Source organism: Cellulomonas sp. NS3, from assembly GCF_024757985.1.
In the GTDB taxonomy this organism is placed as follows: Bacteria; Actinomycetota; Actinomycetes; order Actinomycetales; family Cellulomonadaceae; genus Cellulomonas_A.
Genome location: NZ_CP103289.1, coordinates 4697240 through 4718643, shown reverse-complemented (window position 1 = coordinate 4718643; position 21404 = coordinate 4697240). Strand labels below are relative to the sequence as shown.

Sequence of the window (21404 nt, the reverse complement as noted above, 5' to 3'; positions counted from 1 at the left end):
GGACGTACGTCACGACCACGCATCAGGGGAGCGGGATCACATCATGGCGATCAAGTCTCGGACGAAGTCACTGGCCGGCGCACTCATCACGGCGACGCTCGCCGCGACGCTGTGCGCGGTCGGCGCCGCACCGGCACAGGCCGACTCGTGCGGTCACCTGACGCCCGACAGGTCCGGCGGGTCCGCCGAGGTCGAGATCGACGCACCGCTGCGGTCCGGCCCCTACGCCAGCTGCGGTGTCGTCGAGCGGGCCGGGATCACCGTCTCGCAGTACGTGGCGCTGAACTGCTGGATGACGAACGCCCACGGCAACATCTGGTGGGCGGTCAACACGTACGAGGGCAAGATGTGGGTCTACAACCCCAACTTCTACGGCACCCCGCCGCTCCGCTCGCCCGCGACCCGCTGCTGAGACAGCCGCGGCGTCGGACGTCAGGTCGGGGGCGAGCCGGTCGGGTGGCACCGGCCGGACCGCAGCCCTCGTCGCGAGCGGGCTGCTCACGCGCAGGGGGCGCGGGACGACGGCACGCGACGACTCGGGGCAGGGTGCTCGGGTCGACGGTGAGCGCGGCCGTCAGGCGGGCGGGATGTTCTGGTTCAGGCGGAAGACGTTCTCCGGGTCCCACGCCGACTTCACCTGCGCGAGGCGGCCGTAGGTCGCGGCCCCGTACGCCCGGTGCACCCCGGCGGCTCCCTCGGCGCCGAGCGCGTTGACGTACACCCCCACGCTCCAGGGCTCGATCGTCGCGGCGAGCCGGCGGCACGTCGCGGCGTGGCGCTCGTCGTCGGCGGGGTCCTCCCACCGCGCACCGACGCCGTACTCGAACCGCGCGTCGCGGTGCGCGAACGCCGTCGCGCCCGGCTCGACGTCCGCGATGGCGCCGCCGTACGCGACGAGGCTCGCCGCACCGACGTCGGCCTCGGTGTGGGCGAGGAACGCCTCGAGCGCCGCGTCCGGCAGCTCCCGGACGTAGTGGCTCTTCGCGTAGCGCCGGTAGCCGTGCGCCGCCCCGACGTCCGACCGCCGCTGCAGGTCGAGGTAGGGGAGGGCCGTGACCCGGCGGGCCAGGGGGGTGCCGAGGCCGTCGAGCCCGGCGACGAGCGGCGCCGCGTCGTCGGGTGCGCCGACCCAGACGAGGCCGAGCGTGAGCGGCCCGCCGGCACGGACCTCCGCGTAGAGCGTCGCGCGCCGAGGGGCCTCGTGGGCTCGCGTCAGCCAGGTCCGCAGCGCGTCGAGCCCGCGCCCGGCGTCGAGGTCGACCTCGGCGGTGAGCGCCTGCGTCCCGGTGTCGTGCAGCCTGAGGTCGAAGCGCGTTACGACGCCGAAGTTGCCGCCGCCGCCGCGCAGGGCCCAGAACAGCTCGGGATGCTCGTCGGCCGTCGCGCGGACCAGCTCGCCCTCGGCGGTCACGACCTCGTACCCGAGGGCGTTGTCGCAGGTCAGCCCGACCTGCCGCGCGAGCCAGCCGACGCCTCCCCCGAGCGCCAGCCCACCGATGCCGGTGTGCGACACGATCCCCGCGGTCGTCGCGAGCCCGTGCGCCTGAGCCGCGGCGTCGAGCGACCCGAGCAGCGCCCCGCCCTGCACCTGCGCCGTCCGGGCGGCGGGGTCGACCGCCGCGCCGTGCATCCGGGACAGGTCGATCATGAGCCCGCCCTCCGGCACGGCCCACCCCGCGGCGCTGTGCCCACCGCCGCGGACGCCGAGCGGCAGGCCGAGCTCGCGCGCGACGCGCACGGCAGCACGCACGTCGTCGCTGCCGGCGCACCGGACCACGTATGCCGGGCGGCGGTCGACGGCGCCGTTCCAGACGGTGCGCGCGGCGTCGTACGCGGACGAGCCGGGGACGAGGACCTCGCCCTCGAAGGTGGCGGGGAGTGTGTCGGCCGTGGTCATGGCACCACTGTGGCGACGGCCGGCGAGGCTGCCAAGGGTCCGTCGGACCGTCCGCGTGCGGACCACGCGATCGGGCAAGCGTGTCGCCCCCGCGGTCGCCCCCGCGGTCGCTCCGGCGCGGTCGCCGGCCGGGGCGGACGGCCGCGCGAGCACCGGTCGGCCGCGGGCGACGCGATCGGGGTCAGTCGTCGGCGCGCGCGATCGTCACCGTGACGACCTCCGGGCCCTCGGCGAGCAGCGCGACGCCGCGGGGGTCCACGGTGCCCAGGCGGGCGATCCCGTCCCAGTACCCGACGTCGCCGTAGTAGAGGACCAGGTCCGTGGACGGGGCGTACCAGCCGATCTCGCCGGGTCCGGGGTCGTCGCCGGCCGGCATGCCGTCCATCGTGAGCGCCGGGTCCAGCCGCGCCGTCTTCTCGACCGCGCCGTGGTCGCCGAACGTCAGCGTCAGCGGCAGCCGGGCGGCCAGGTCGTGCGCGGCCGGGTTGTCCCACAGCCGCCCCGGCACGGTGGTGTCACCGATCGTGAGGAGGAGGGCCGTCTCCCGGGTCGGCGCGGTGGGCTCGGCCGGCCCCGGCGTGCCGTCGGGTGCGGGAGTCGCCGTCGGGGCCGGCTCGGCGGGTGGACGGGTCATCGCGGGTCCTGTCGGCTCGGGCGTGGCGGTGCACGCGGTGAGGGAGAGCACGAGGGCGACGGCGAGACCGCCGTGGCGCGCGGTCGCGCTCATCGTGCGCCCGGGTAGACCGAGCGGCGGGACGCGACCACGACGAGCAGGGCGACGACGCCGAAGACGGTCATCGCCAGCGGCAGGACGAGCCCGCCGGCCGCGCCCAGCAGGACGGCCCCCAGGACGCCCGCGGCGAAGATCGCGAGGTTGAACGCGACGGGAAGGAACGCGTTCGCCACGTCGGCATCGTCCCCGCTCACGGCGCTGAGCGGTCGCTGCAGCTGAGGTGACGCACCACCGAAGGTGACGCCCCAGAGCACCACCGCGACGTAGACCGCGACGGGCGAGCGATGGCCGAGGGCCAGGACCACGCCGGCGGCGGCGAAGACGGCGGTGCACGCCAGCACGAGGGCCTGCGGGTGACGGTCGACGAGCGCCGCGGTCAGGGCGAGCCCGCCGATCGAGGCGATCCCGAAGACGAGCAGGAGCAGCTCGACGGACACCCCGGACCCGGCGTCGCGCAGGTAGGGCGCGACGTAGGTGTAGGCGGTGCTGTTGCCGAGCATCCAGGCGAAGATCACGGCGAGCACCGCCGCGACGCCCGGGATGCGCACGACGCGGGCGAGCGGCAGCCCGGTGGCCGCGGGCTGCCCGGCCGCGTCCGGCACGAGGATCGCCGCCAGCGCGAGCACGACGACGGTGAGGACGGCCAGGCCACCGAACGACCACCGCCAGTCGAACGTCGTGCCGAGCCAGGTGCCCAGCGGCGTCCCGAAGGCGATGCCGACCGGGGCGCCGGCGGCGACGAGGGACAGCGCTCGGCCGGTGAGCGCCGGGGGTGTGATCCGGACGGCGTAGCCGGCGAGCAGCCCCCAGAGCATCCCCGAGAAGCCGCCCGCCACGAAGCGGGCGACGAGTGCGAGCACGACGTCCGGGGCGACGGCGGTCAGGACGTTGGCCAGCACGAACCCGACGACCCCCAGCAGCAGCAGCGGCTTGCGCCGGAACCCGCGGGTCAGGGCGATCGCCGGGACGGTCACCACGATCGTGCCGAGCGCGTAGGCGCTGACCTACTGACCGGCGATCCCCTCGGAGGTGCCCATCCCGGCGCTGATCAGCGGCAGCAGGCCGGCGGGCATCGTCTCGGTGGAGACGAGCAGGAACCCGAGCAGCGCGAGCACCGACAGGGCACGCCACGGCAGCCGGTCGGCGGGTGGTCTCGCGACCGGGGGAGCGGGGGCGGCGTACGTGAGGCTCACGGCGGGTGTCTCCTGGGGCTCGTCGGTCCGGCGTCGTCACTCCGACGGGCGGGGGCCGGGGGCGGGGCGGCTCCGCGACCTGCGGTGCGGACCGGCCGGGTGGGGACGCCGGCCGGGCCGACCGCGTCCGTGCTCACGACGCTAGGCATGCCGAGGCGGGGGGAGGAGTCCCTGGGGAGGGGTGCACCAGGGGTACACCCCTGCACGCCGCACGCCGCACGCCGCACGCCGCACGCCGCACGCCGCACGCCGCACGCGGCACGCGGCACGCGACCGGAACCCGCGGCGCGGGCGCCGACGCCCACGGCAGCGGCGGTACCGGGCGCTCGGGACTGTTGACATCTCCGGACATCCGGTACATCGTTTGATCACAGCGGTCAAACGATTGATCAATGGGGATCTCATGCAACGGCGCATCACGATCAAGGACGTCGCGGAAGCGGCAGGCGTCTCGACGACGACCGTCTCCCTCGTCCTGAACAAGGTGCCCGGCCGCCGGATCCCCGAGCACACGCGGCACCGTGTCCGCGAGGCCGCCGAGCAGCTCGGGTACGCGGCGAACGCCGCGGCGCGGACCCTGCGCACGCAGCGGTCGCAGTCCATCGGCTTCGTGTCCGACGAGATCGCCACGTCCCCGTTCGCCGGGCAGCTCATCCAGGGGGCGCAGGACGTCGCCCGCGCACGCGACAACATCGTCCTGCTCACCAACTCGGGATACGACCGGGAGCTCGAGCGCCGCGAGGTCCGGGCGCTGCTCGACCGGCGCGTGGACGGCATCCTCTACGCCGCGATGTACCACCGGGTCGTCGAGCTCCCGCCCGAGCTCGCGGGCGTCCCGGTGGTCGTCCTGAACGCCGAGTGCCCGGACGAGGACGTCTCCTGGGTCGCTCCCGACGAGTTCGCCGGCGGGTGGGACGCCGCCGAGGTCCTGCTCGCGGCGGGCCACCGCCGCCTCGCGATGGTCAACGACGCCGACGAGATCCCCGCCAGCGCGGAGCGCCCCGCCGGCTTCCTCGCCCGGTGCGCCGAGGCCGGGATCCCCGCGAGCGCGGTCCCCGTCGTGCGCTCCGAGCCTCGGGCGGTCGCGGCACGTCCCGTCGCTCGCGAGCTGCTCGACCGGCCCGACCGGCCGACCGCGGTGTTCGGCTTCAACGACCAGGTCGCGCTCGGGGTCTACCTCGCGGCCGCCGACCTGGGCCTGCGCGTGCCCGAGGACCTGTCGATCGTCGGGTTCGACAACGTCGAGCTGCTCGCGGAGTCCGTCGCGCCCGGCCTGACCACCATCGCCCTGCCCCACCACGAGATGGGTGCCTGGGCTGCCGAGCAGCTGTACGTGCTCGTCGACGCACCCGACGGCCAGACGCCGCCGCGGCGCACCGCCCACCTCCGAGGCCCGGTGGTGCACCGGGCGTCGGTGACGTCGCCTCCCCGGTAGCACCCGGGGAGGCGACACCGATCACCACGAGGGTGCGTTGCAGCGCGCCCTCGAGGACCACCGTCGATCCACAGCAGTGATCTGGAGGAACTCGTGTCTCGCAACACCATCCGTCGCCTCGTGGCGGCCAGCCTAGTAGTGACCGGCGCCGCGACCCTGGCGGCGTGCTCGGGGGGATCGGGCGGCTCCGGCGGGTCGGGGGGCTCTGGCGGCGGCTCGATCACCCTGTGGACGCACAACGGCGGCAACGACGTCGAGCTCGCGATCGACGAGAAGATCGTCGCGGACTTCAACGCCGGCCAGGACGAGTACACCGTCGAGCTGCAGTCGTTCCCGCAGGCGTCGTACAACGACGCGGTCGTCGCCGCGGCGTCGGCGAAGAAGCTCCCGTGCATCGTCGACATCGACGCGCCGAACGTCCCGAACTGGGCCTGGGCCGGCTACCTCGCGCCCCTCGAGCTGCCCGAGGGGACCTTCGACGGCCAGCTCGAGAGCACCGTGGGCACGGTCGACGGGCAGGTCTACACCTACGGCCACTACGACGTCGCGCTCGCGATGTACAGCAAGAAGTCGGTGCTGGAGTCGGTCGGGGCGCGGATCCCGACGATGGACGAGCCGTGGACCGAGCAGGAGCTCGCCGACGTCCTCGCGGACCTCAAGGCCACCGGGCAGTTCCCGTACCCCCTGGACCTGGGGACCGGTGGGACCGGGGAGTGGCTGCCGTACGCGTACTCGCCGTTCCTGCAGAGCTTCGGCGGGGACCTCGTCGACCGGGAGACGTACACGAGCGCCGAGGGCGTCCTCAACGGGCCCGAGGCCGTCGCGTGGGGCGAGTGGATGCAGGGGCTCGTCGACGAGGGCTACATGTCGGCGAAGTCGGGGAGCGACGCGACCGCCGACTTCGTCAACGGCCAGAGCGCGATCCTGTACTCCGGGAGCTGGGCCAACCCGACCGTGACCGAGGCGTTCGGCGACGACGCCGTCGTGCTGCCGCCGCCGGACCTGGGCGAGGGTCCGAAGATCGGCGGCGGGTCCTGGCAGTGGGGCATGACCTCGGGCTGCGACGACCCCGCAGCGGCGCAGGCCTACCTCGACTTCGCGCACCAGAGCGACTACGTCGTCGAGTTCGCCGACACCCTGGGCGTCATCCCCGCGACCGACGAGGCCGCGGCCGCGATGCCCGACTACGCCGAGGGCGGCAAGGCGGCTGTCTTCCGCGACATGGCGAAGGACTTCGCGCTCGTGCGCCCCGTGACCCCGGCGTACCCGTTCATCTCCTCGACGTTCCAGAAGGCCGTGGCGGACATCCTCTCCGGTGGCGACGTCCAGCAGATCCTCGACAAGGCCGCGGCCGACATCGACACCGACATCCAGCGGAACGACGACTACGCCTTCTGACGTCGCGCCCCGGTGTGCCGGCACCCCCGGCACACCAGGGCTCGGCTCGGGGACAGGACTGTCATGACCACCTCCAGCTCGATCGCGCCCGGCCGCGCCCTCGCGGCCACCCGCCCCCGCCGGGGCCTCCTCCAGCGAGGCGACCGGCGCGCCACGTCCGCCCGCTCGCACGAGGCGCGCACCGCGTCGTGGATGGTCGGCCCCGCCGGCCTCCTGCTCACGGTCTTCCTGCTCGTGCCGGTCGGCCTGGCGTTCGCTCTCGCCTTCACCAACGCCCGGCTGATCTCCCCGCGCCCGGCCCGCTTCGTGGGGCTGGACAACTTCGTCACCCTGAGCCAGGACCCCGTGTTCTGGGCGTCGCTGCGCAACACCCTCGTCTTCGCCCTGGTGGTCGTGCCGCTCCAGGCCGGCCTCGCGCTGGTCCTCGCGCTGCTCGTCAACGCGAAGGTGCGGGGGACGAACTTCTTCCGGACCGTGTACTTCGTCCCCGTCGTGACCTCGATGGTCGTGGTCTCGCTGCTGTGGCGGTTCCTGTACCAGGAGGACGGGCTGCTCAACCAGCTGATCTCGAAGGTCTCGTTCGGGCACTACACGCCGATCGACTGGCTCAACGACCCGAGCACCGCGCTCGGCGCGATCATCGTGATGTCGATCTGGCAGGCCGTCGGGTTCCACATGCTCATCTGGCTGTCGGGCCTGCAGACGATCCCCGCGGAGCTGTACGAAGCCGGCGCGCTGGACGGCGCGACCGGCTGGAAGAGGTTCCGCCACATCACCTGGCCCAGCCTCGTCGCCACGCGCACGTTCATCCTCATCACGATCACGATCGCGGCGCTGAGCCTGTTCACGCAGATCAGCGTGATGACCCAGGGCGGCCCGCTCGACTCCACGACCACGGTCGTCTTCATGGCCGTGCGCACCGGCTACCAGCAGCTCGCGACCGGCTACGCGTCGGCGATCTCCCTGGTGTTCTTCGTCCTCGTGCTCGTCGTGGCCGCCATCCAGCGCTACCTGACCCGGGAGAAGGTCTGACGATGACCGCCACCGTCCCCACCGCGGGCGCCGTCCCCGCCACCAGAGCCGTGCGCGGCGTCACCGTCCCGGCACGGGCGGGCAAGCGCGCCCGCTCCCGCCGGGCCACCGTCGGGGTGCTGGTCGGGCGCGCGCTCCTCGCGCTCGTGTTCGCCCTGCCGCTGCTGTTCATGTTCGTGTCGTCGTTCAAGCCGGACCTGCAGATCTTCGCCGACCTGACGAGCTGGCGGGCGTTCGTGCCCGTCGGGGCGCTGACCCTGGAGAACTACGCCGGCGTCTTCGAGCGCGTCCCGTTCGCGCGGTTCCTGCTGAACTCCGTCGGCATCGCCGCGATCACCGTCGTGCTCGGGCTCGTCGTGAACTCGATGGCCGCGTTCGCCCTGTCGCGCCTGCGCTGGCGCGGCCAGCAGCTCGCCCTCACGGCGATCATCGCGACGCTCATCGTGCCGTTCGAGACCCTGGCGCTGCCGCTGGTCTGGTGGGTCAACAAGCTGCCGTGGCTCGAGGTCAACGGCTTCTCCCTGGCGATGACCACAGGGTGGCTCGACACCTACCGGGTGCAGGTCCTGCCGTTCGTCGCGAACGCGTTCTCGATCTACCTCTTCTACCAGTACTTCTCGAGCATCCCGAAGGACCTCGACGAGGCGGCCCGCATGGACGGGGCCGGGTGGTTCAGCATCTACCGCAGGGTGATCATGCCGCTGTCCGGACCGGCGATCGCCACGGTCGCGATCCTGACGTTCCTGCCGGCGTGGAACTCCTACCTCTGGCCGCTCATGGTCGTGCAGACCGAGGAGCTGCGGCCCGTCATGGTCGGGATCCAGTACTTCTTCCAGCTCAACGTCTCCTGGGGCCAGATCATGGCCTACGCCTCGATGATCACCGTGCCGATCCTCGCGCTGTTCCTGGCGTTCCAGCGCTCGTTCATCAACTCGATCGCGTCCAGCGGCGTGAAGGGCTGACGACATGCACCTGCTCCCTGACGCCTGGACCTGGGACATGTGGTTCGTCGACGACGGACGGCAGTTCCACGCGTTCTACCTCAAGGCCTCCCGGGCCCTGATCGACCCCGAGCGCCGCCACCTGCGGGCGAGCGTCGGGCACGCGGTGTCCGACGACCTGCGCACCTGGACGGAGCTCGCCGACGCGTTCGTCCCCTCCGACGGGCCCGCGTTCGACGACCTGGCCATCTGGACCGGGTCGATGCTGCGCGGCCCCGACGGGGACTGGCGCTTCTTCTACACCGGCTGCAGCCGGGCCCGGCCCGAGGTCCAGCGCATCTCCGTGGCGCGGTCCCGCGACCTGGTGCACTGGACCCGCGACACCGGCGCCCCCGTCCTCGAGGCGGACCCGACCTGGTACGAGAAGCTCGGCGACTCGACCTGGGACAACGAGACCTGGCGCGATCCCTGGGTGCTCCGCGCGGGCGACGAGTGGCACATGCTGCTCACCGCGCGCGCCCGTGACGGCGAGCTGCGCGGCCGCGGGGTCGTCGGGCACGCGGTCTCGGCCGACCTGGAGCACTGGGACGTCCGGGCGCCCCTCAGCGAGCCGGACACCGGCTTCGGGCAGCTCGAGGTGCTCCAGCTCGTCGAGGTCGAGGGCCGGCTCGTGCTGCTGTTCAGCTGCCTGGGGGCGGAGCTGTCCGACGCCCGCCGGGCCACGGACGACCGCGGCGGGGTCTGGAGCCTGCCGGTCGACTCGCCCACCGGGCCGTTCGACGTCGGGCGCGCCACCCGGCTGACCGACCACCGCTGGTACGCCGGGCGCCTCGTGGAGGACCGCGCCGGGCGGTGGAACCTCATGGCGTTCCGCAACGAGGGCGACGACGGCGCCTTCGTCGGCGGCATCGGGGACCCGGTGCCCGTCACCTGGGACGGCGAGCGGCTCGTGCTCGCCGGGTACGACATCAGCTCCGGCACGGCGCCGCACGCGCGCCACCGGCTCACGGGGGAGTAGCAACATGCACCGCAACCACCAGCACACCCGCACGGCTCCACGCCGTCGCACCGGACGACGGCTGCTCGCCGTCGCCTCGGCCGTCGCGTTCGCCGTGGCGCTGACGCCCGGAGGGCCGGCCGCCGCGTCGCGGCCCGGGCCGCCCCCGGCGTACGACCAGGACCTGCGTCCGCAGTACCACTTCAGCGCCCAGCAGAACTGGCTCAACGACCCCAACGGGCTCGTCTACCACGAGGGCGTCTACCACCTGTTCTTCCAGCACAACCCGTTCGGGAACGCGTGGGGGAACATGAGCTGGGGGCACGCGACGTCGCCGGACCTCGTGCACTGGACCGAGCAGCCGGTCGCGATCGGCCAGGGCTTCGACGAGCAGGGGCAGCCGATCGAGGACATCTTCTCCGGGTCGGTCGTCGTCGACCACGGGAACACCTCGGGCTTCGGCACCCCGGAGGACCCGCCGCTCGTGGCCGTCTACACGAGCGCGTACACGCAGATGCACCCCACGCTGCCGGGGATCCAGGCGCAGTCGCTCGCGTACAGCACCGACGACGGGCAGACCTGGACCAAGCACGACGGCAACCCGGTGCTCGACATCGGCTCGCGCGACTTCCGCGACCCGAAGGTCTTCTGGCACGAGCCCGCGCAGGAGTGGCGGATGGTCGTCGTGCGGGCCCCGGAGCACAAGGTGGCGATCTACGGGTCGACGAACCTCACGGAGTGGACGCACCTCAGCGACTTCGGCCCGGCCGGCGCCGTCGGCGGCGCGTGGGAGTGCCCGGACCTGTTCCCGCTCGCCGTGGACGGCGACCCGGGCAACGTGAAGTGGGTCATGGTCGTGAGCCTCAACCCCGGCGGGATCGCCGGCGGCTCGGGCACGCAGTACTTCGTCGGGGACTTCGACGGGACCACGTTCACGTCCGACGACCCGCCCACCTACACCCCGCCGGCGGGCGCCGTCCTCGAGGGCTTCGAGGGCGCGACGTACGGCGACTGGACCGCCACGGGCACCGCGTTCGGGGACGCCCCCAGCTCGGGCGACCTGCCCGGGCAGGCCGGCGTCGCCGGGTTCGAGGGCGCGCAGCTCGCCAACAGCTTCCACGGCGGCGACGGCGCCCGGGGGACCCTCACGTCCCCGGAGGTCACGGTGACCGGCGACCACCTCAACTTCCTCGTCGGCGGCGGGAACCACCCGCGGGTCGAGGGGACGACGCTCGACCCGACGCTGCCGCCGGGCACCGTGCTCGCCGACTTCGAGGGCAGCACGTGGGGCGAGGGCTGGACGGCCACCGGTGACTTCGCCGAGGACGGCCCGCGTCCGGGAACGATCGGCGACCAGCAGGCCGTGAGCGGGTACCAGGGTGAGCAGCTCGTCAACACGTTCACCGACCACGACGCGTCCACGGGCACCGTCACCTCACCGACATTCACCATCGAGCAGAGCTGGATCAACCTGCTCGTCGGCGGCGGCTACCACCCGTACACCGGGGAGGGCGTCGACGCGACGGCCGTGAACCTCGTCGTCGACGGCGAGGTCGTGCAGACCGCGACCGGGCAGGACAGCGAGGCCCTGAACTGGGTCGCGTGGAACGTGTCGGCGCTCGTCGGGAAGCAGGCGCAGATCCAGGTGGTCGACAACAACACCGGCGGGTGGGGGCACGTCCTGGCCGACCACATCATGTTCTCGCCGGAGGCGTCGCACCCCGTGTCGGTCGAGACGTCGGTCAACCTGCTCGTCGGGGACGAGGTCGTGCGCACCGCGACCGGCCCGAGCAGCGAGACCCTCGACTGGACCGGCTGGGACGTGCGCGACCTCGTCGGGCAGCGCGTCCGCATCCAGCTCGTCGACAACAGCACCGGCGGCTGGGGGCACGTCCTCGCCGACCAGTTCACGTTCGCCGACGAGCCGGCGCTGTCCGCGACCCAGCGGGCGCACTGGCTCGACCGCGGGCGGGACTTCTACGCCGGCGTCACGTTCAACGGCGTGCCCGACGACCGCCGCATCATGATCGGCTGGATGAGCAACTGGCAGTACGCCAACGCCGTCCCCACCGACCCGTGGCGCAGCGCCATGTCGGAGCCCCGCGACCTGACCCTCGTCACGACCGACGGGCAGCCGCGCCTGCGGTCCGCGCCGGTTCCCGAGCTCCGGTCCCTGCGGCACGGGGCGGTCCCGGTGAAGCGCACCACCCTGGAGCCCGGCGTCACGCCGGTCACGCAGCGGGCCTCGGGCGACCAGCTCGAGATCCAGGCCACGTTCCGCCCGGGCGACGCCGAGCAGCTCGGCCTGCACGTCCGGGTCGGCGAGGGTGAGCGGACCGTCATCGGCTACGACGTCGAGCGGCGCGAGCTCTACGTCGACCGCACCCTCTCCGGCGACGTCGGGTTCAGCCCGGCGTTCCCCAGCATCGAGCGCGCACCGCTCGAGCCCGACGCGTACGGGAACGTCACGCTGCGGGTGCTGGTCGACCGGTCGTCGGTCGAGGTGTTCGCCGACGGCGGGCGGGTCGCGATCACCGACCTCGTGCTGCCCGCGCGCGGGAGCGACGGCGTCGAGCTCTTCTCGACCGGGGGGCGGGCCCGGCTCGTCGACATGAAGGTGTGGCACCTGGCCTCGAGCTGGAGCGGTTCGCGACCGGCGCCTGAGCCGAGCGGCAGCAGCGCCCCGCCCGCCCGGCCGTGACCTGACGGCGCGAGACGCGCGCACGGCGGCGGCCCGGACCGAGCAGGTCCGGGCCGCCGTCGCGCGCGTCAGAGCGACAGCAGGACCGTCACCCCGACGACCAGGTCGATCACGATGCACGCCTCGGCGAACCAGCGCCACGTGACCCGGTCGGCGCGGTGCAGGGCGACGTCCCAGGCGACGTGCAGGAGCCACCCCGCGGCCACGACAGGCCCGGCGACCGCGACCGGCGCGGTGGCCGCGACGGCGGCGAGCCCGAGGTAGACGACGAGCCCGGCGACGTGCGCGGCGAGCAGCCGGTCGCGGTGGAACTCGCGCCGTACCGCCCCGATGACGAGGTACTCCGCGCCGAGCACGGCCAGCATCCACGCGGGCGGGATGCCGGGGCGCAGCCACGAGTCGAACGTCAGGCCGAGCGCGAGGAGCGTCGGCCAGCGGTGCGCGACGGCCTCGACCGCTCGCCACGCCGCCGTGCGCGCCGGGGCGTGCACGTGCCCGCCCGTGTACTCCGACCGGCGCAGCAGCATCGTCCCCGCCATGGCGGGGAGCATGAGGACGTGCCCGGCGACGAGCGCGTCGGCCGCGGAGACCAGGCCCGCCCAGTACGGGGCGAGGCCCACCGCGAACGGCAGCACCATCGCCGCCGACATCTCGCCGACCGCCCGCAGGTGGTGCCCGCGGTGCACCATCCACACGGCCATGCCGAGGGTCATGGTCGTCGCCATGACGAGCGCCGCAGCCTCCGGGCCGGCGGCGGCGAGGTCCCACCCGGCCGCGCCGGCGAGGGCCGTCGCGACGGGGGCGAGCAGGAGCATCCCGAGGAGCATGGCCACGGCCATGCCGCCGAGATGGAGGGCGAAGGTCGCGGCCGGCCCCCGAGGTGGGCGTGGCGCGGTCGCCGCGCTGCCGTGCTGCTCGGGTGCGTGCTGCGTGGGTGCGTGTGTCGTGGTCATGGCCCCACGCTCCGGCCGGTCGGCGCCCGCGGACCCCGGGCCGGGCGCATCCGATCCGGTGCGGATCGCACGGGTCCGCCGTGCGCCCGCCGCGCCTAGCATCACGCGTGTGAGCATCGTTGCCGCGTCGCCGTGGTCGGCCGCCCCGCGCGACCGCCGGCTGGGCCGTGCGCGGGTGCTCGTCCTGGTCTGGCTCGCGACCACCGTGTGCACGAGTCTCGTCATGCCCGGGATCGGCCTGCTCGAGGAGCGCCGTCCGCTCTGGGTCGTGCTCGGTGCGCTGGGCATCGGGGCGTTCACGGTGGCGTCCGCCGGTGCGGTCCACGGGGCGGTGACCCCGTGGACACCGGCCCGCACGCGCCGCGCGTGGACGCTCGCCCTCGTCGGCACCGCCGTGGCGTCGCTCGCGCTGGTCGCGCCGGTCGGTCCCGGGAGGTGGGCGACGTGGGCGTGGGTCGGCGCAGGGGTCGTCGGCGTCGCGCCGCTCCTCGTGACCTGGCGGTGGGTCGTCGTCGTGGCGTCCGTCTGCACCGCGGTGAGCGTCGTGGTCGCCGGGGTGGTCGGCGGGTCGCCCGTGCACGCGCTCGTCGTGACCGGCGCCATCGGCCTGTCCGTCGCGGCCGTGAACTGGGCACCGGTCTGGATGTGGGCGCTGCTGCTCGATGCCGACGCCGGCCGCGACGCCCGCGCCCGCCTGGCCGCCGGGGAGGAGCGGCTGCGGTTCGCGCGCGACGTGCACGACCTGCTTGGGCACAGCCTCACGGTGATCGCGCTCAAGGCCGAGCTCGTCGCGCGGCTGCCCGCGGGTGACCCGGGCGTCCGGGACGAGGCCGGCCAGATCCAGCGGCTGGCCACGACCGCGCTCGCGGAGGTCCGCCAGGCGGTGCACGCCTACCGCACGGTCGACCTGCACGAGGAGGTCGCGGCCGTGCGCCAGGTGCTCGACTCGGCGGGCGTGCGGTGCACGGTGGTCGGCGAGGCCGCGGACCTGCCTCCCGACGCGGCGGCCCGGCTGGCGCCCGTGCTCCGCGAGGCGGTGACGAACGTGCTCCGGCACAGCCGCGCGACGTGGTGCCGGGTCGAGGTCGGCGTCGACGCCGCGGACGAGCGGGGCGCCGCGACGGGGGCGGACGGCGCGACCGCCGTCCTGACCGTCCGCAACGACGGTGTCGACGCGCGGACGGCCGACGCGCACAGCTCCGGGCTCGACGGGGCGGCGGCCCGCCTGGCCGATGCCGGCGGGCGGCTGCGGGCCGAGAGGCGCGGGGACGAGTTCCTGCTCCGAGCGAGCGTGCCGGTGGCCGCCGCTGCGCCGGTGGCCGGCGGCGAGTCGGTGACGGCGGAGGGCGGGGCTCCGTGATCCGCGTGCTGCTCGCCGACGACGAGGAGCTCGTCCGCTCCGCCGTCGCCGCGCTCCTCGCGCTCGAGCCCGACCTCGACGTCGTCGCGCAGGCCGCCGACGGTCCGGCCGCGGTCGCCGCCGCGCTCGCGCACCGCCCGGACGTCGCGCTCGTCGACCTGGAGATGCCGGGCCTCGACGGCGTGGCGGTCGCTGCCGAGATCACGCGCTCGCTGCCCGGGTGCCGGGTCGTCGTGCTCACCGGCCGCGGCCGCCCGGCGCACCTGCGCCGCGCGCTCGAGTCAGGCGCGCGGGGCTTCGTCACCAAGGGGACGTCGGGCGCGACGCTCGCGGGCGTGCTGCGCACCGTCCACGCCGGCGAGCGGTACGTCGACCCGGGCCTGGCGGCCGACGCGCTCAGCGCCCCGGCGTGCCCGCTCAGCCCTCGTGAGCTCGAGGTGCTGCGCCTGGCCTCGTTCGACCTGCCTCCCGCTGACATCGCCCGGCGCGCGCACCTGGCACCGGGCACCGTGCGCAACTACCTGCTCGCCGCCCAGGCGAAGCTGAACGCCGCCACCCGCGCGGAGGCGGTCGCGGTCGCGGAGCGCTTCGGCTGGCTCTAGGTCCGCTCGTGACCTCGACGCTCCGCCGCGCCTCAGCCGAAGAACACGCGCAGGTCCGCGACCACGTCCTCGGGCAGCTCGAGCGCCGCGTAGTGCCCGCCACGCGGGTGCTCCGACCAGTGCTCGATCCGCGCGTTGTCCCGCTCGGCGAGGCTGGGCTGCTGCAGTCGCGGCCCGACTGGTCCGGTGCCGAGCTCGCCGAGCGGCTCGCCGTCACCGACCGCACCGTGCGCAACGACATCACGCGGCTCCGCGAGCTGGGGTACCCCGTCGGCGCGGTGCGCGGGCCGGGCGGGCGGTACCGGCTCGGTCCCGGCGCCCGGCTGCCCCCGCTGCTGCTCGACGACGCGGAGGCGATCGCCGTCGCCGTGGGCCTGCGCCGGACGACCGCGACCGCCGGGTTCGAGGAGCCCGCGCGCTCCGCCCTGACGAAGCTCGAGCAGGTGATGCCCGACCGGATGCGCCGTCGGCTGACGTCGATCCGCGACGCGAGCGCGAGCGGGCCGGAGAACACCGACTCCAACGTCGAGGACCCCGCCGTCGACCCCGCGACGCTCGCGGCCGTCGCCGACGCGATCCGCGACCACCAGGGGCTGCGCGTCCACTTCCGCGACGAGCGGCTCGAGCTCGAGCCGTACCGCCTGGTCGCGTGGCAGCGCCGCTGGTTCCTCGTCGCGCGTGAGCCGCGGACGGGGGAGTGGGCGCCCTACCGCGTCGACTGGCTGCAGCTGCGGACGCCCGGCGGGCGACGGTTCGCGCCGGTCCCGTTCCCGGAGGACGTCACCGACTTCACCGTGCGCGAGGTCGCCCGCGCGGGCTGGGCCGTGCACGCCCGCGTCACGGTCGACGCCGCCGCGGACGAGGTCCTGGCGCGCATCAACCCGGCGGTCGGCACGGTCGAGGCGCTCGCGGACGGTCGCAGCGTGCTCGTCACCGGCGGCGACAGCGTCGAGGTCGTCGCGGTCTGGATCGGCATGCTGGGGCTCGACTTCCACGTCGACGAGCCGGCCGAGCTCGTGGAGCACCTCCGCGTGCTCGCGGCCCGCTACGCCCGGGCGGTCCCGGGCACGAGCACGCCGGCGTGACGTAGGGCGCGCCCCGCCTCACCCCGTGGGGCGGTGCACGACGAGCTCCATGTGCATCGAGTCGGTGCTCTCCCCGCCCCACGCGCCACCGATGTCGAACCCGTGCCGGGCGAGCGCGACGAGGAAGTCGACGCTGACGTGCCCGTCCTGGCCGGTGCCGGTGGTGTAGAACCCGTGCTCGAGCAGCTGAGCCATCGACGGCGACGACACGACCCGGTCGGTCCCCGGTCGCGCGCCGCCGCGCGGGCGGTTCGCGGCGCCGAACAGGAAGTCCGCGCGCCCCAGGAGGCCGCGCAGCGACGTCAGCCGGGCGAGCCGCTCGCGCGCACCCACGAGAGGCTCCAGGAGCGTGACCCGTGCGGCGGCGGCAGCGACGACGCGCGCGGTCCGCTCGTCGTACGTCGGCGGCGGTGGTGCCGCGGGGTCGACGCCCGCGGTCCGCTCCAAGCCGGCGAGGCGGGTGAGCTCCGCGGCGACGGGCTCCGGCCCGGCTCCGCGCGGCCGCCGCTGCCGGGCGACCTCCCGGGGGATCGCCTGCAGGCGCGTGACCTCCGTCGACAGGGCCCGCGCGGCGGGGATCGTCGCCGCCGTGAGGCCGGCGGCCTGTGCCGCGGTGCCGATGGCCTGCTCGGCGGTCGTGATCGCGGTCGTCCACGGCGCGATCACGGCCGGGACCTGGGCGAGGATCGCCGGACGGTCGGCCGGCGCGGCCTCGAAGTACCGCGTGCGGAGCTCGAGGAACGCGGCCCCCTGGCCGCCGAGGCTCCCCTGGAAGCCGGTGGACGTCGCGGAGAGGCGGGCGCTCTCCACGGGGATCCGCGCGAGCAGCGCCGCCGAGGCCGGGTCGGCAGGGGTCGCGGCTGGTCCCGCCGCCGCCGGTCCGGCGTCGGTCGGTGCGGGAGCGGCGGCTGCCGCGCCGTCCGGGGTCGCGGGCGCCGGTGCCGCGGCCGCTGCTGCGGCGGCCGACGCCGTGGCGTCGCCCGTGCGCTCGATGACGCCGCGCCGGGCGCTGTACTCGCCGAGCCGGAGGTTGCTCGGGGCGCCCATGACGGTCGCGACGAGCTCGGCGGTCTCGGTCCGCCCGATCCTGGGCATGTTGTACGCGTCGTAGTCGATCGCGTACCCGAGCGTGTGCATCGACGCCCCGCCCAGGTGGGTCGCCGCGGTGAACCGCGAGCGCAGCGCGAACGCCGTCGAGCTGGCCGGCACGCGTCCGCCCACCTCGGCGGCCGCGGCCTCGAGCCGCGCGGCGGCGTCGGGGTGGAGCTGGGGTGAGCCAGGGGCCGCGGTGGCCCTGATCGCCCGGAAGTGCGCGATCGTCGCGTCGTGCGAGCCGAACCACTCGCGGCCTGCTCGGAGGAACTCGCGGCGGTGCGCGTCGTCCGCGAGCGGCGCGCCACCGCCGTTCCCGCTCTGGACGGGCGCGGGGAGACTGCGGGTGGCCTCGAGCGCCTCGTCGTCGGAGAGCTCGCGCTGGACCACCGGGGCACCGGCCCCCGTGTGCAGCCGCGCCACGGCCGCGGCGACGGCGCGGTTGCCCGCCTGGCGCTGCAGGTGCACCAGGCCGACCTCCGGGTCCTCGCGCCGGGCGTCGGGCCCCGGCGCGGGGTGTGCGGTGCGCTGGGGGCCGAACGCGCGCATGCACGCCTCCTCGGTGAGTGCTGCTCGTCCCCTCGATTGTCGTCCGCGTGCCTCCCGCTCCCGTGCCCGCGTCCCGCGCACGTTCGGGCACGTCGGGCGCCTGAACGGGCACACCCACCCCGGGCGACCCGGTCGACCGGGACCCGGAGCCGGCCCGTGCCGGGCTCGCGGGGCACGCCCGAGGCAGCCGGCTGGGACCGGCCCGTACCCCGTCCGCGGGCCCCGCGCTCGCGCTGCCGCCGCGACCAGGTCGGGGTCGCGGTCGGCGGAGCCGTCCTCACACGCTGTGCGCAGCGACGTCCCCGGAGGCGGTGGTCGCGTGGATCTCCAGCGCCGGGGCCCCGCCCGTGCTCGTGAGCGCGTTGCGCACCCGTCCGTGCGCGGTGCCGGCGTCCAGGGAGGCGGTGACCCCCGCGGCGACACCGACCGACACGTCGCCGAGCTGCGTGCTCAGCACGAGCGTGCCGCGCTCGGCCTCCGCGATGCGGATGTCGCCCTTCGCGGTGCTGATCTCGGCAGGGCCGGTGAGGCGGCCGACCGAGATGTCGCCGGTCAGGGCCGCGAGGTGGACGCTCTCGGCCTCGTCGAGCGTGATGGCGCCGTATGAGCGGGTGACCCGGACGTCTCCGAGCCGGCCGACACCGCGGAGCTCGGCGCCGTCCCTCGACTCGACGTGGGAGCCGGCGGGGAGCTGGACGGTCACGTCGACGGCGCCGGACGGGCCGATCGCCTGGTGCTTCACGGGGGTCGTGATCCGCAGGGCACCGTCGGTGAGCTCGACCTCGGTCTGCTCCGCGGCGGTCACGTCGCGCTTCTTCGAGGCGTCCGCGGGAAGGACCTGGACCGTGGCGTCGGCGCGGTCCGTGGCGATCAGCGTCACCCGGCCGGCAGGGACGTCGAGGGTCAGGGAGAGGGTGGTCGGGGTGGCGAAGGTCTGCATCGGGATCAGCTCCTGGACTGGGATCGAATCTTTCTGACACCGGAAACGCTACGGTGCGTTCACCTGCAGGGCAAGACTCCGAGTTGCACCGACACACCGATGCTGCAGGTGAGAGCCTACATATCGTTGCAACTGTCTCGAAATCAACGCAACGCCGGCGTGCCAGAACGTTGCATCTGATGCGGGTGAACGCTAAGGTGGGCGCACGCTCGCAGCCGAGGAGGATCACGTGCCGGGTGGCAGGCTCACGCAGCAGGAACGCCAGCAGATCGCTCTTGGCGTGTCCGGCGACCTCCCCTACGCGGAGATCGCGCGCCGGCTGGGTCGTCCGACCTCCACCATCACGCGCGAGGTCCTGCGCAACGGGGGGCCGACCGCCTACCGCGCCGACCTCGCCCACCGCGCCACCGAACGCCGCGCCCGACAGCGCCGGCAGGTGCCGCCCGGCCGGTCACGCACGCCCGCGCAGGCCCACGGCCGTGACGCGGCAGCCGTGCGCGAGTACGAGGAGACGTTCACCACGCTGTTCATGCAGTCGGGGCTGCCGCGCATCGCGGCGGGGGTGCTGACCTGCCTCTACACGACTGACGCGGGCAGCCTCACTGCGGCGCAGCTCGTCGAGCGCGTCCACGTCAGCCCGGCGTCGGTCTCCAAGGCGATCGCCCTCCTGGAGAGCCAGGGCCTCGTCGTCCGGCAGCGCGCCGAGGGCCGCCGCGAGCGGTACGTCGCCGACGGGGACGTCTGGTACCAGGCGATGATCGCCGCGGCGCGGTCCAACGCCCAGATCGCCGACACCGCACGGCAGGGCGTCCGCCTCCTCGGGCGGGACACCCCGGCCGGCGTCCGGCTGGAGAACATGGCCCGGTTCATGGACTTCGTCGGCGAGCGCATCGCCCACGCCGCCGAGCAGGCACGGGACCTCCTCTCGGCCGGCGCGGCGCCACCCGCTGACGCCGACCCGCTCGGTGCAGGGAACCCGGAGCCGAGCCCGCCCGGGGACGCCGCCACGGCCAGGTAAGGGGGGAGCCGCGCACCGGCACGCGGTGCGCGGCTCGGCCCTACCGTCGCGACCAGACCTGGTGGGCCGCTCCCGTGCAGTGCCACAGCAGCACCGCGGTGCTGTTCGCCGTGAGGTTGCGGTCGACGTCGAGGCACAGCCCGGACCGCACGCCCCGGATCGTCCCGTCGCCCTGCACCGTCCACTGCTGGTTCGTCCCGCCGTTGCAGTCCCAGAGCTGCACCCGTGTCCCGGGCCCCAGCGGGACGAACGTCGTCCCGTCGGTGCTGTAGGAGAACGTCGCCGTGCGCCCGGAGCCGGGCCGGATGTCCGCCGTCGCGCGCAGCCACACCCGCCCGCCGGAGAGGGCGGCCGACGCGCGCTCGACCCCGGTCGCGGTCGTCGCCCACGAGCTGTTCATGGAGAGCCCGTCGGTCATCACGACGCGCGTGGCGCCGTTGGCCCGGACCACCCCGATCCAGGCCGACGACTGCCGCAGCAGCGCGAGGCCGGACCGGTCACCGTCGGCCATGGCGGAGTGGTCGAGCTCGATCGTCGCCGTCGACGACGGGCCCTGGATGCGGTGCGTGAGGGTGTTGCGCGCGGCGTACAGGTCGTTCGTCACCGTGGCCGTCTGCAGCCGCAGCCCGTTCCCGACGCTGAACCGGCTCGTGTCGGGGTTGTGGTTCCACTCCCACCGGTGGCCGAGCGCCGGACCGGTGAACGTGTCGCGGCCGGTCATCGGGGCGACCGTCCTGGTGGTGGGGATGTTCGGCCGCGGGTACGTGGCGCCCCACCGGCCGTTCACGGTCTGCACGGTCGGCCAGCCGTCGGCGCTCCAGCCGATCGGCGCGAGCGTCGGCACCCGACCGCCGGGGTACGCGTCGGTGAACGCCATGTACCACCAGTCGCCGGCCTGCGTCTGGACCAGGCCGCCCTGGTGCGGCACCCCGCCGCCGGGGATCGGGCCGGGCAGGTCGAGCAGCACCTGACGCATCTCGTAGGGCCCGAACGGGGAGGTCGAGCGCAGCACGTACTGGCCGTTCGCCGGCCGGGTGAGCCAGATGTAGTAGTAGCCGCCGCGCTTGTAGAACCGGGCGCCTTCGAGGGTACCGACGCTCGCCGGGGTCTGGAAGACGGGCTGCGCCCGCACCTGCGCGGTGCCGTCGGCGTTGAGCTGCGCGACGCTGATCGTGCCGTTGCCGTACGCGACGTACATCGTGTCGTCGGTGTCGACCAGCAGGCCGGCGTCGTAGTAGCACTGGTGGAGCCGCGCCTTCTTGGTCCACGTCCCGTCGACCGCCGACGCCGTGTAGACGTACGTGCGGTTGAACTCCGTGCAGCCGATCCAGTAGTACGTGCGGTTGCTCGGGCGGTAGCCCAGCGTGGACGCCCAGATGCCCTTGACGTACTTGCGCCCGCCGTGAGGTCGTACCCGGCGTCGTCGAAGTCGAGCCGCGGCACCGAGTGGCCGGCGTACTCCCAGTCCACCAGGTTGT

General features: G+C 74.4%; 18 protein-coding genes and 1 pseudogene. 11 read left to right on the top strand and 8 right to left on the bottom strand.

From position 1 onward, the window contains the following. Positions 1 to 43: 43 nt before the first annotated feature. Positions 44 to 412 (top strand): hypothetical protein, encoded by a 369-nt coding sequence (locus tag NXY84_RS21470; protein ID WP_258725063.1) that lies wholly within the window; start codon positions 44 to 46, stop codon positions 410 to 412. Positions 413 to 574: 162 nt separating this feature from the next. On the opposite strand, the gene NXY84_RS21465 is transcribed toward NXY84_RS21470, so the two are convergent. The 4 genes and pseudogenes from NXY84_RS21465 to NXY84_RS21450 all read right to left on the bottom strand — a co-directional run bounded on the left by NXY84_RS21465 (position 575) and on the right by NXY84_RS21450 (position 3823). Beyond that, positions 575 to 1897 carry an FAD-binding oxidoreductase gene (locus NXY84_RS21465; RefSeq protein WP_258725062.1) on the bottom strand — a complete coding sequence of 441 codons (1323 nt, stop codon included), beginning with the start codon at positions 1895 to 1897 and terminating at the stop codon, positions 575 to 577. A 181-nt stretch (positions 1898 to 2078) separates the two neighbouring features. Further along, the gene (locus NXY84_RS21460; protein ID WP_258725061.1) at positions 2079 to 2624 is read right to left on the bottom strand and encodes a cyclophilin-like fold protein; all 546 of its coding nucleotides are present in this window, start codon (positions 2622 to 2624) and stop codon (positions 2079 to 2081) included. Further along, a pseudogene (locus tag NXY84_RS21455) lies at positions 2621 to 3622 on the bottom strand (MFS transporter); the annotation flags it as partial. The gene NXY84_RS21460 and the pseudogene NXY84_RS21455, both read right to left, overlap by 4 nt. Positions 3623 to 3634: 12 nt before the next feature. Beyond that, positions 3635 to 3823 carry a hypothetical protein gene (locus NXY84_RS21450; RefSeq protein WP_258725060.1) on the bottom strand — a complete coding sequence of 63 codons (189 nt, stop codon included), beginning with the start codon at positions 3821 to 3823 and terminating at the stop codon, positions 3635 to 3637. A gap of 403 nt (positions 3824 to 4226) precedes the next feature. Here NXY84_RS21450 and NXY84_RS21445 point away from each other — a divergent pair, with 403 nt between their 5' ends. The 6 genes from NXY84_RS21445 to NXY84_RS21420 all read left to right on the top strand — a co-directional run bounded on the left by NXY84_RS21445 (position 4227) and on the right by NXY84_RS21420 (position 12327). After that, on the top strand, positions 4227 to 5258 hold the full coding sequence (locus NXY84_RS21445) for a LacI family DNA-binding transcriptional regulator (RefSeq protein ID WP_258725059.1): 1032 nt from the start codon (positions 4227 to 4229) through the stop codon (positions 5256 to 5258). A 138-nt stretch (positions 5259 to 5396) separates the two neighbouring features. After that, the gene (locus NXY84_RS21440) at positions 5397 to 6656 is read left to right on the top strand and encodes a sugar ABC transporter substrate-binding protein (RefSeq protein WP_258725058.1); all 1260 of its coding nucleotides are present in this window, start codon (positions 5397 to 5399) and stop codon (positions 6654 to 6656) included. A gap of 63 nt (positions 6657 to 6719) precedes the next feature. Further along, positions 6720 to 7688, top strand: coding sequence for a carbohydrate ABC transporter permease (locus tag NXY84_RS21435; protein ID WP_258725057.1), 969 nt, complete (start codon positions 6720 to 6722; stop codon positions 7686 to 7688). Between the two features lie 2 nt (positions 7689 to 7690). Then, positions 7691 to 8650 carry a carbohydrate ABC transporter permease gene (locus NXY84_RS21430; RefSeq protein ID WP_396126352.1) on the top strand — a complete coding sequence of 320 codons (960 nt, stop codon included), beginning with the start codon at positions 7691 to 7693 and terminating at the stop codon, positions 8648 to 8650. A gap of 4 nt (positions 8651 to 8654) precedes the next feature. Then, positions 8655 to 9647 (top strand): glycosyl hydrolase family 32, encoded by a 993-nt coding sequence (locus NXY84_RS21425; RefSeq protein ID WP_258725056.1) that lies wholly within the window; start codon positions 8655 to 8657, stop codon positions 9645 to 9647. Between the two features lie 4 nt (positions 9648 to 9651). After that, positions 9652 to 12327 carry a glycoside hydrolase family 32 protein gene (locus NXY84_RS21420; RefSeq protein ID WP_258725055.1) on the top strand — a complete coding sequence of 892 codons (2676 nt, stop codon included), beginning with the start codon at positions 9652 to 9654 and terminating at the stop codon, positions 12325 to 12327. Positions 12328 to 12395: 68 nt separating this feature from the next. On the opposite strand, the gene NXY84_RS21415 is transcribed toward NXY84_RS21420, so the two are convergent. Continuing rightward, a complete protein-coding gene (locus tag NXY84_RS21415) occupies positions 12396 to 13280 on the bottom strand; it encodes a hypothetical protein (protein WP_258725054.1) in 885 nt (294 codons plus the stop codon). 109 nt (positions 13281 to 13389) lie between these two features. Here NXY84_RS21415 and NXY84_RS21410 point away from each other — a divergent pair, with 109 nt between their 5' ends. From NXY84_RS21410 to NXY84_RS21400, 3 genes are all read left to right on the top strand, one after another. Next, positions 13390 to 14640, top strand: coding sequence for a sensor histidine kinase (locus NXY84_RS21410; protein WP_258725053.1), 1251 nt, complete (start codon positions 13390 to 13392; stop codon positions 14638 to 14640). Further along, the gene (locus NXY84_RS21405) at positions 14637 to 15242 is read left to right on the top strand and encodes a response regulator transcription factor (RefSeq protein ID WP_258725052.1); all 606 of its coding nucleotides are present in this window, start codon (positions 14637 to 14639) and stop codon (positions 15240 to 15242) included. The genes NXY84_RS21410 and NXY84_RS21405 overlap by 4 nt, the downstream gene beginning before the upstream one ends. 119 nt (positions 15243 to 15361) lie before the next feature. Continuing rightward, positions 15362 to 16327, top strand: coding sequence for a helix-turn-helix transcriptional regulator (locus tag NXY84_RS21400; protein ID WP_258725051.1), 966 nt, complete (start codon positions 15362 to 15364; stop codon positions 16325 to 16327). An 18-nt stretch (positions 16328 to 16345) separates the two neighbouring features. Here NXY84_RS21400 and NXY84_RS21395 read toward each other — a convergent pair whose 3' ends face one another. Both NXY84_RS21395 and NXY84_RS21390 read right to left on the bottom strand, forming a co-directional pair. Further along, positions 16346 to 17968: a hypothetical protein gene (locus NXY84_RS21395; protein WP_258725050.1), complete on the bottom strand. Its 1623-nt coding sequence runs from the start codon at positions 17966 to 17968 to the stop codon at positions 16346 to 16348. Between the two features lie 277 nt (positions 17969 to 18245). After that, positions 18246 to 18908 carry a DUF4097 family beta strand repeat-containing protein gene (locus NXY84_RS21390; RefSeq protein ID WP_258725049.1) on the bottom strand — a complete coding sequence of 221 codons (663 nt, stop codon included), beginning with the start codon at positions 18906 to 18908 and terminating at the stop codon, positions 18246 to 18248. A 229-nt stretch (positions 18909 to 19137) separates the two neighbouring features. Here NXY84_RS21390 and NXY84_RS21385 point away from each other — a divergent pair, with 229 nt between their 5' ends. Continuing rightward, on the top strand, positions 19138 to 19926 hold the full coding sequence (locus NXY84_RS21385) for a GbsR/MarR family transcriptional regulator (RefSeq protein ID WP_258725048.1): 789 nt from the start codon (positions 19138 to 19140) through the stop codon (positions 19924 to 19926). A gap of 40 nt (positions 19927 to 19966) precedes the next feature. On the opposite strand, the gene NXY84_RS21380 is transcribed toward NXY84_RS21385, so the two are convergent. Next, positions 19967 to 21253, bottom strand: a complete 1287-nt coding sequence (locus NXY84_RS21380) for a family 43 glycosylhydrolase (RefSeq protein ID WP_258727293.1) — start codon at positions 21251 to 21253, stop codon at positions 19967 to 19969. Between the last annotated feature and the right edge of the window lie 151 nt (positions 21254 to 21404).